Below are 9,341 nucleotides of genomic sequence, written 5' to 3' on the forward strand. Positions count from 1 at the left end.
GCCTCCAGCGAGCGCAGGTCGTCGCGCTGCAGATCCTCGGGCCGCAGGCCGCGCGCCGCCGCGCCCGGATCGCCGCCCAGAACGCCCACGGCGCGGTACAGAAGCCCAGTGTCAAGATGCGCCAGGCCGAAACGCCGGGCCACGGCGAGGCTGATCGTGCCCTTGCCCGCGGCGGCCGGCCCGTCGATTGCCACTGTAAAGATCATGCGCCCGGCCCTTTCTGTCGCAATCCTGAATAGGGCCTGGCCTGCAGCGCGTCAAACCTGGCCGCGCCGCGGTCACTGTCAGCCCTGGCGGATCGCAGCCCCCAGCCCGTTCATCAGCCCTTCGAAGATCGGGAAAGAGGTGGTGATCGGGCTGCCGTCATCGACCGCGATCTCGCGCTTGGCGGCCATGCCGGCGACAAGGAAGCTCATGGCGATGCGGTGGTCCAGATGGGTGGCGCAGGTCGCGCCGCCGGGCAGACCGCCCGGTCCCATGCCATGGACGATCAGCGTATCGGGATCTTCCTCGATCCGCGCGCCGCAGGCCTCCAGACCCCGCGCCATCGCGTCGATCCGGTCGCTTTCCTTCACCCGCAACTCCTTGACGCCGCGCATCGTGGTGATGCCGCTGGCAAAGGCCGCCACGACCGACAGGACCGGATATTCGTCGATCATCGAGGGCGCGCGCTCGGGCGGCACTTCGATGCCCTTCATGTCGGGCGAGAAGCGCACGCGCAGGTCGGCCACCGGCTCGCCGCCCTCTTCGCGCGGGTTCTGGAATTCGATCAGCGCGCCCATTTCGGCCAGGGTCAGGTACAGCCCGTTGCGGGTCAGGTTCTGGCTGACGCCAGGCACCAGAATGTCGGATCCGGGCACCAGCAGCGCCGCGCAGACCGGGAAGGCGGCCGAGGAGGGGTCGCGCGGCACGGCCACGGTCTGCGGGCGCAGCTCGGGCCGGCCCAGCAGCGTGATGACATGGCCTTCGGCGGTCTTTTCCACCTGCAGCTGCGCGCCGAAGCCCGCCAGCATGCGTTCGGAATGGTCGCGCGTCGCTTCGCGTTCGATCACCACCGTCTCGCCGGGCGCGTTCAGACCGGCCAGCAGGATCGCCGATTTCACCTGCGCACTGGGCACCGGCAGCGCATAACGCACCGGCACGGGGTTGGCCGCGCCGACCACGGTCATCGGCAGCCGGCCGCCCTGGCGGCCATAGGCGCGGGCGCCGAACAGCGACAGGGGGTCGGTCACCCGGCCCATCGGCCGCTTGCGCAGGCTGGCATCGCCGGTGAAGGTCGCGGTGATCGGCGTCGTCGCCATCGAGCCCATGATCAGCCGCACCCCGGTGCCGGAATTGCCGCAGTCGATCAGGTCCGACGGTTCCGAGAACCCGCCAACGCCCACGCCCTGCACCGACCATTCGCCCTGGCCATGGCGGGTCACGGTGGCGCCGAAGGCCTGCATCGCGCGGGCGGTGTCCAGCACGTCCTGGCCTTCCAGAAGCCCGGTCACCCGCGTCTCGCCCACGGCCATCGCGCCCAGGATCAGCGCGCGATGGCTGATCGACTTGTCGCCCGGCACATCGGCGGTGCCGGTCAGCGGGCCGCAGGCGGCCGAGATCATTGCTTGGGCTTCACCATGACCGGACATGCGTCTTCTCCCCTTGAAGTGCCGGGGCCTGATAGCGCAAGCGGGACGGGGCTTCTAGAGGCGGCGGAAGGTCAGGTAATGGGGCGCGCGGCCTTCGCGCAGCGCCTTCTGTTCGTAGCGGGTCGACAGCCAGTCTTCCCAAGCCTCGCCCGGGCCGCCCTGAAAGACCAGGTCGAACCCGGCCGGCGGCACTTCTTCCAGGGTCTGGCGGACGTAATCGGGAATGTCGGTCGCCACGCGGAATTCGGCGCCGGGGGCGGTGACGCGGGCCAGAGGCAGCAGATATTCGGGCGTCACGAAGCGGCGGCGGTGATGGCGCGCCTTGGGCCAGGGGTCGGGATAGTTCAGGAAGACCTTCTGCAGGCTTGCGGGCGGCAGCACGTCCAGCAGGTCGCGCACATCGCCCGGATGCAGCCGCAGGTTCGACAGGCCGGCATTGCGGATCTTGCCCAGCAGCATGGCGATGCCGTTCACGAAGGGCTCGGCCCCGATCAGCGCGACCTCGGGGTGGCGGGCGGCCATATGCACCAGATGCTCGCCGCCGCCGAAGCCGATTTCCAGCCACAGGGGCTTGCCCGCGGCGAAGGACAGGTCGGGCGTGGCGCGGGACGGGTTCTCGGCCGCGGTCACGCCTTGCAGCCGCAGGGGTTCAAGATCCTGGGCCAGGTAATCCTTCTGGCTGGCGCGCAGGGTCTTGCCATGGATCCGGCCATAGAAATTGCGCCGGGGCGCAGAGGGCGGGCTTGGGGGAGGGCTGGGGGGCGGAGTGTCGCTCATGCGCGGGGCCAGTAGCGCCGCGCCGGGCGCCGGTCAAGCGCCGCAAGGCTGCCCTCAGGCTGCGAAGCGCCTGCCGGAGCGTGCTGGACAGGGCCGAAGCGGGGATGGCACTGTCGCCTGATCAAAAGGGGGTCGCATGCGCAGCAGCTTTTTCCCGGCCTATGGGCTTTGGCATTGCGGCGAGGGTTTCCAGACCATCCTGATCATGTGGTATATGGCCTTTCACGCGCGGCTTTCTCCGGCCGAGATCGGCTTTTACCAGGCGCTGCAACTGATCCCCTTCCTGCTGCTGACGGCCTTGGGCGGCAGCCTGACCGACCGGATCGGCGCGCGGACAAGTTTCGCCGCCAGCACCGGGCTATTCGCGCTGTGTCTGGCGCTTTACGGGCTAAGCGATCCGGCCTTCGGCTTTCACGGCCCGCTTTTCGCCCTTTACTGCCTGCTGTCGGGCGTGCTGTCGGCGCTTGCCAATCCCGCGATCGACACCTTCATCCCCGAGGCCACGCCGGCCCCGGCCACAAGGAATGCGCTGATCGCGGCGACGGTGCATAATGTGGCGAAACTTGCCGGCAATGCGGCAACGCTGCTTTTGCCGGTCCTGTCGGCGCTGGGTGGCTTCCTGGCCAATGGCGCGCTGATGGCGGCAAGTGCCGCGCTGCTGTTGCGCCATCCGGGCGCGGCGCGGCCGGCCCCGCCACCGCGCGGGTCTGTCGCGCCCGACCCTTCGGCGCCCAGACGGCTTGCCGCGCATTTCCGCGCCCATCCGCAAAGCTTCGACATCCTTCTGTCCAGTGCCGTCCTGGGTCTGTTCATGATCCCGGCCTTCTATGTCTTCCAGCCGCTGATGCTGCGGACATGGTATCCCGGGTCCGAGTCGCTGATCGGCCTGACCGGTGTGGTGGGTTGGATCGGGGCGATTGCCGCCTCGGCCGTGGCGGTGCGGCTGTCGCATCGCATCCACCGGCCGGGGGCGCTGGCGCTCTGGATCTGGGCCGGGATGGCGGCGCTGTTCGCCGCCCTGCCGCTGATGCCGGGCTTCGGCGCCTATCTGGCGGCGCTGGTGGTTCTGGGGATGAACGGGCTGGGCAAGGCGCTGGTCTATGGCGCCTATCTGCGCGAGGCGCCGGCGCGCGACCGGGGGCTGCTGATCGGCATCGACCAGACGGCGTTCTGGGGGCTGGCCACGCTGGGCACGATGGGGCTGGGGCTGCTGGTGCAGGCGGCCGGGCTGGTGCCGGCGCTTCTGGCCAATGCGCTGGCGATGCTTGGCTGCCTGGCGATCCTGGCGCTGCGGGGGCGGCTGGCCGGGGTGGTGCCGGGCTAAGACGGCGGGTCCAGCGCCGCAAGGGCAGCCGCGCAGTTGACATCCCCGGAATCGGGCGTATAAGCCGCGCCCTGTCCCGGAGCCACCTCCGGGGCTTTTCATTGGTGTTGGTGGCCCCCGCAAGGGGTAGCCTGTCGCCGGGTCCGCCCGGAAAGGACAACGCCCTTCGCATCCGCCCCGTCCGGGGCACAGCAAGGAGATCAGCGGTGACCAAACGCACCTCTGCCAAGTACAAGATCGACCGCCGCATGGGCGAAAACATCTGGGGCCGTGCCAAGTCCCCGGTGAACAAGCGTGAATACGGCCCCGGCCAGCACGGCCAGCGCCGCAAGAACAAGCTGTCGGACTTCGGCACCCAGCTGCGCGCCAAGCAGAAGCTGAAGGGCTATTACGGCGATCTGACCGAAAAGCAGTTCAAGAAGATCTATGCCGAAGCCGCCCGGGTCACCGGCGACACCGGCGAGAATCTGGTGGGTCTGCTGGAGCGTCGTCTGGACGCCGTGGTCTATCGCGCCAAGTTCGTGCCGACCATCTTCGCCGCCCGCCAGTTCGTGAACCACGGCCATGTGACCGTGAACGGCAAGGCCGTGAACATCGCCTCCTACCGTGTGAAGGAAGGCGACGTGGTTGAAGTGCGTCAGAAGTCCAAGCAACTGGCGATCGTGCTGGAAGCCGTGGCCCTGACCGAGCGCGACGTGCCGGATTACCTGGAAGTCGACACCCATAAGATGACGGCGAAATTCGTCCGCACCCCGGGCCTGGGCGATGTGCCCTATCCGGTGCAGATGGAACCGAATCTGGTCGTCGAATATTACGCCAAGAACTGATCCGTTCCGGCCCGGGGGGCTGGAGCCTGGAACCGAGGGGCCGCGCCGCAGGGTGCGGCCCTTTCGCTTTGCCGGCTCAGGCCGTGCCGCGGGCAAAGCGGCCCGGCGGCTGGCCGACATGGCGGCTGAAGGCCGCGCTGAAACTGGCGGCCGAGCCATAGCCGACCCGCCCCGCCACCTGATCCAGCGCCAGCCCGCCGCGGCGCAGCAGGTCCTTGGCCAGCGTCATCCGCCAGGCCAGCAGATATTCCATCGGCGGCAGCCCGACCCGGCTGCAGAAGCGCTGGAAGAAGGCCGAGCGCGACAGGCCCGCGGCCTGCGCCAGGGCGATGACCGTCCAATCCTGTGCCGCATCGCCATGCAGCGCCCGCAGGGCCGGCGCCACGCGCGGATCGGCCAGGCCGCGCAACAGGCCCGGCGCGGCAGTCTGCGCGGGCAGGGCGCGCAGCGCCTCGACCAGCAGGATCTCGACCAGCCGCACCAGCACCAGATCGGCCCCGTCCTGCGCGCGCGCCGCCTCGTCCCCCATCATCCGCACCAGCGTGGTCAGCCGGTCGACGCCGCGAATATGGATCGTCTGCGGCAAAAGCGCCGCCAGAAGCCGCGGATCGGCCGACACGAAGTCGAAATGCCCGCCGATCATGGTCATCTCGGCCGGGCCGTCCTGCCGCCCGTGGCGCAGCCCGTCGCGCGCCGGTTCCGCCGTGGCATTGACCAGGCGGCGCAGGGGCCCCGGCTCGGGACTGGTCAGGGTGAAGCTGGGCGTGGCCGGCAGCAGAACGAAATCTCCGGTCTCAAGCGGGATCGCGGGCGCGCCATCGACCGACAGGCGACAGCGGCCCTGCGTCACCGCGCAGAAGCTGGGCTTGCCGAAATCGTCATAGGCGATGGCCCAGCGTCCCGCGCCGCTGATGCCCTTGGCCATCACGGTCTGCGGGCGGAGAAGGCCGATGATCTGCGACAGGGGGTCGGTCAAAACAGGACTTTCGCACATGAAAAGCGGATGATCACCCGCAGATAATCCTGTTCTGCCGCGCTATCTGTCTTGCGTCAACGTCATACGCAGGAGATCTCACATGAAAACCATCCTCATCACCGGCGCCTCTTCCGGCTTCGGCCATGCCACCGCGCGGCTGTTTCTGGACCGGGGCTGGTCGGTCATCGCCACGATGCGCCAGCCGCGCGCCGGGCTTTTCCCCGACCACCCCAATCTGCGTCTTCTGGCGCTGGATGTGACCCAGTCCGACAGCATCGCCGCCGCTTTGGCCGAGGCGGGGCCGATTGACGTTCTGGTGAACAATGCCGGCCTTGGCATGGTCGGCGCCTATGAGGCGATGCCGATGGCGAAGATCCGCGAGATCTTCGAGGTGAACACCTTCGGCACCCTGGCCATGGTTCAGGCGGCGATTCCCGGCATGCGTGCCCGCCGCGCCGGCACCATCGTCAATGTCACCTCGTCGGTGACGCTGGCAGCGATGCCCTTCGCGGCCGCCTATACCGCCTCGAAACAGGCGATCCAGGGCTTTACCGGCTCTCTGGCGCATGAACTTGCGCCCTTCGGCATCCATGTCCGCCTGGTCGAGCCCGGCTATGCGCCGACCACGCGCTTTTCGTCGAACCTGCCGGTGCCGGTCGCGCAGATGATCCCCGAAGCCTATGCCGATATCGCCCAGCCGATCTTCGCGGCCTTCGCCCATCCGCCGCTGACCACGACCGAGGCCGATGTGGCCGAAGCGGTCTGGCAGGCGGCGCGTGACACGACCGACCGGCTGCATTACCCCGCCGGGGCCGATGCGCTGGCGCTGGCCGCCGCGGCCTGAGTGAAGCGGGGGTTATCCCGCCCCCGGCGCCCCGGCGTCGCGCTTCGCTCTTGCCTTTCGCCGCGGTGCGGCTATGTGCAGGGCGAAGCGCAGCAGGGGCCCCCGTGATGAGCAACCCGTCCACCGTGGAACAGAAATTCGAGCGTGTGCTGTTTGCCAGCCGCTGGCTGATGGCGCCGATGTATCTGGGCCTGGTCGCGGGCCTGGGCATGCTGGTCTTCATCTTCATGCGCGATCTGGGCTATTACCTGCCCAAGCTGCTGATCATGAAGTCGGAAGACGTGATCCTGGTCGCGCTGACGCTGATCGACCTGACGCTGGCCGCCAATCTGGTGCTGATCGTGATGTTCTCGGGCTACGAGAATTTCGTGTCGAAATTCGATCTGGCCGAACACGAGGACCGGCCGGGCTGGATGGGCAAGGTCGATTTCGGCGGGCTGAAGATGAAGCTGATCGCCTCGATCGTGGCGATTTCCGGGATCCATCTGCTGAAGCGCTTCATGGAGATCTCGGATATCGACAGCGCCAAGGCCTTTGGCGAGACCGAGCTGAAATGGCTGGTGATCATCCATCTGACCTTCGTGATCTCGGGCGTGCTGATGGCCCTGATGGATTGGCTGCAGGCGAAATCCTACAGCAGCAAGAAGTAGCGCCGCCCCCAAGGTGCATCGAAATTCTGGTCGGGGGCGCTTGCGGCCTCTGGCCTTGGCCCCGGCCTGTCGCTAATACCCTGACGACAGCAGGAGGCCCCCATGTCAGACGCCATCCGCCCCCAGCCGGGCATCCTTGATATCGCGCTTTACGAAGGCGGCAAGGCGCATGTGGCGGGCGTGTCGAATGTGGTGAAGCTGTCGTCGAACGAAAACCCGTTCGGCAGCTCGGACAAGGTGAAGGACGCCTTCCTGCGCGCGGTCCACAGCCTGCACCGCTACCCCACGACCGACCATGCCAGCCTGCGGGCGGCGATTGCCCAGGTGCATGGGCTGGATGCGGGCCGGGTGATCTGCGGCGTAGGCTCGGACGAGGTCCTGCAGATGCTGGCCCAGGCCTATGCCGGGCCGCGCGACGAGGTGGTCTTCACCGAACACGGCTTCCTCATGTACCGGCTTCTGGCCCATTCCGTGGGCGCAACCCCGGTTCAGGTGGCCGAGCGCGAGCGGGTGATCGATGTCGACGCGATCCTGCGCGCCTGCAACACCCGCACCAAGCTGGTCTTCATCGCCAATCCGAACAACCCGACCGGCACGATGATCTCGCCCGCCGAAGTGGCGCGCCTGGCCGAGGGCCTGCCGCGGCAGGCGATTCTGGTGCTGGACGGGGCCTATGCCGAATATGTCGAAGGCTTCGATGCCGGGCTGGGTCTGGTGGAAGCGCGGCAGAATGTGGTGATGACCCGCACCTTCTCGAAGATCTACGGGCTGGGCGGGTTGCGGATCGGCTGGGGCTATGGCCCCAAGACCATCATCGACGTGCTGAACCGCATCCGCCAGCCCTTCAACCTGTCGACCGCCCAGCTTGAGGCGGCCGAGGCGGCGGTGCTGGATCAGGACTGGGTGGCGAAGTGCCGGCAGGAAAATGCGCGGATGCGCAGCTGGCTGGCCAATGCGCTGGCCGAGCATGGCATCGCCTCGGATGTGTCTTCGGCCAATTTCATCCTCGCCCGCTTCGCCAGCGTGGCCGAGGCCGAAGAGTGCGACCACTATCTGCAATCGCAGGGGCTGATCGTGCGCCGGGTCGCCAGCTACGGCCTGCCGCATTGCCTGCGCATCACTATCGGCGATGAAGCCTCGTGCCGGCGGATCGCCCATGCCGTGGCGCAGTTCAAGGCCACCCGGGCCGAGGGCGCGCCCAGCCCGGCGCCGGTCGAAGGGGCGCCGGCCGGGGTCGTCGAATGACGGCGCCCTATGGCCGCGTCGCACTGATCGGGCTGGGGCTGATCGCCTCGTCCATGGCGCATGCGATCCGGGCCGCGGGCATGGCGACCGAGATTGTCGGCCATGCCAAATCGCCGGAAACCCGCGCCATCGCGCGCGATCTGTTCTGCGACCGGGTCTGCGACACCGCGGCCGAGGCGGTGCAGGGCGCCGATCTGGTGGTGCTGGCGGTGCCAGTGGGCGCCATGGCCGCGATCGCGGCGGAAATCGCTCCGCATCTGAAGCCCTGCGCCACGGTCACCGATGTCGGCTCGGTCAAGGGCGCGGTGGTCGAGGCGGTGGGGCCGCATCTGCCCGCAGGCACGCATTTCATCCCCGGTCACCCGCTGGCGGGCACCGAATATTCCGGCCCGCGTTCGGGCTTTGCGACGCTGTTCAAGAACCGCTGGTGGCTTCTGACCCCGCTGGGCGACACCGACACCGCCGCTCTGGCGCGGCTGCGCGGCTTTCTGGAAGCCCTGGGCGCCAATGTCGACGAGATGGAGGTCGAACGCCACGACCTGGTTCTGGCCGTGGTCAGCCATACGCCGCACCTGATCGCCTATACGATGGTCGGCGTTGCCGATCACATGCGCCGGGTCAGCCAGGCCGAGGTGATCAAGTATTCGGCCTCGGGCTTTCGCGATTTCACCCGGATCGCGGCCTCGGACCCGACGATGTGGCGCGATGTCTTCCTGACCAACAAGGATGCGGTGCTGGATATTCTGGGCCGCTTCACGGAAGAGCTGTTCATGCTGCAGCGCGCCATCCGCATGGGCGACGGGCAACAATTGTTCGACTATTTCACCCGCACCCGTGCGATCCGCCGCGGCATCATCGAGGCCGGGCAGGACACCGCCGCCCCCGATTTCGGCCGTGGGGCGGACCCGGTCAAGGGCTAGGCGGATGCGGCGGGGCCTTGCCTTGGCGCTGATCCTGGCGGCCGGACCGCTGGCCGCGCAAGAGATCGACCGCTCGCCCATACCGCCGCCGAACCCCGCCCATCTGCAGACCGCCCCCGCGCCCGAAGCCGCCGTGCCCGCTGCGGC

General features: G+C 68.2%; 10 protein-coding genes. 6 read left to right on the forward strand and 4 right to left on the reverse strand.

Going from position 1 to position 9,341, the window contains the following annotated elements; all coding sequences use genetic code 11:
* From K1Y73_RS20280 to trmB, 3 genes are all read right to left on the reverse strand, one after another.
* On the reverse strand, nucleotides 1–206 hold a 206-nt coding region (locus K1Y73_RS20280; RefSeq protein ID WP_225030136.1), incomplete at its 3' end, for a (d)CMP kinase.
* A gap of 78 nt (nucleotides 207–284) precedes the next feature.
* Nucleotides 285–1,631, reverse strand: coding sequence for a 3-phosphoshikimate 1-carboxyvinyltransferase (gene aroA, locus K1Y73_RS20285; protein WP_225030137.1), 1,347 nt, complete (start codon nucleotides 1,629–1,631; stop codon nucleotides 285–287).
* Between the two features lie 54 nt (nucleotides 1,632–1,685).
* Entirely contained in the window at nucleotides 1,686–2,408 is a 723-nt protein-coding gene (trmB, locus tag K1Y73_RS20290) for a tRNA (guanine(46)-N(7))-methyltransferase TrmB (protein WP_225030138.1), read from the reverse strand.
* 136 nt (nucleotides 2,409–2,544) lie between these two features.
* Here trmB and K1Y73_RS20295 point away from each other — a divergent pair, with 136 nt between their 5' ends.
* Nucleotides 2,545–3,732 carry an MFS transporter gene (locus K1Y73_RS20295; RefSeq protein ID WP_225030140.1) on the forward strand — a complete coding sequence of 396 codons (1,188 nt, stop codon included), beginning with the start codon at nucleotides 2,545–2,547 and terminating at the stop codon, nucleotides 3,730–3,732.
* A 206-nt stretch (nucleotides 3,733–3,938) separates the two neighbouring features.
* Complete coding sequence (gene rpsD / locus K1Y73_RS20300) at nucleotides 3,939–4,559, forward strand: 30S ribosomal protein S4 (RefSeq protein ID WP_225030141.1); 621 nt, start codon at nucleotides 3,939–3,941, stop codon at nucleotides 4,557–4,559.
* Between the two features lie 76 nt (nucleotides 4,560–4,635).
* Here rpsD and K1Y73_RS20305 read toward each other — a convergent pair whose 3' ends face one another.
* Nucleotides 4,636–5,535, reverse strand: coding sequence for an AraC family transcriptional regulator (locus K1Y73_RS20305; protein WP_225030142.1), 900 nt, complete (start codon nucleotides 5,533–5,535; stop codon nucleotides 4,636–4,638).
* A 100-nt stretch (nucleotides 5,536–5,635) separates the two neighbouring features.
* Between K1Y73_RS20305 and K1Y73_RS20310 the strand changes: the two genes are divergently transcribed.
* From K1Y73_RS20310 to K1Y73_RS20325, 4 genes are all read left to right on the forward strand, one after another.
* Nucleotides 5,636–6,379, forward strand: a complete 744-nt coding sequence (locus K1Y73_RS20310) for an SDR family oxidoreductase (RefSeq protein ID WP_225030143.1) — start codon at nucleotides 5,636–5,638, stop codon at nucleotides 6,377–6,379.
* A gap of 107 nt (nucleotides 6,380–6,486) precedes the next feature.
* Complete coding sequence (locus K1Y73_RS20315; protein WP_225030144.1) at nucleotides 6,487–7,029, forward strand: TIGR00645 family protein; 543 nt, start codon at nucleotides 6,487–6,489, stop codon at nucleotides 7,027–7,029.
* A gap of 102 nt (nucleotides 7,030–7,131) precedes the next feature.
* Entirely contained in the window at nucleotides 7,132–8,274 is a 1,143-nt protein-coding gene (hisC, locus tag K1Y73_RS20320) for a histidinol-phosphate transaminase (protein WP_225030145.1), read from the forward strand.
* Nucleotides 8,271–9,194, forward strand: coding sequence for a prephenate/arogenate dehydrogenase family protein (locus tag K1Y73_RS20325; RefSeq protein WP_225030146.1), 924 nt, complete (start codon nucleotides 8,271–8,273; stop codon nucleotides 9,192–9,194). The genes hisC and K1Y73_RS20325 overlap by 4 nt, the downstream gene beginning before the upstream one ends.
* The last annotated feature ends 147 nt before the right edge of the window (nucleotides 9,195–9,341 follow it).

This window comes from Xinfangfangia pollutisoli, assembly GCF_020179405.1.
GTDB lineage: Bacteria > Pseudomonadota > Alphaproteobacteria > Rhodobacterales > Rhodobacteraceae > Pseudogemmobacter > Pseudogemmobacter pollutisoli.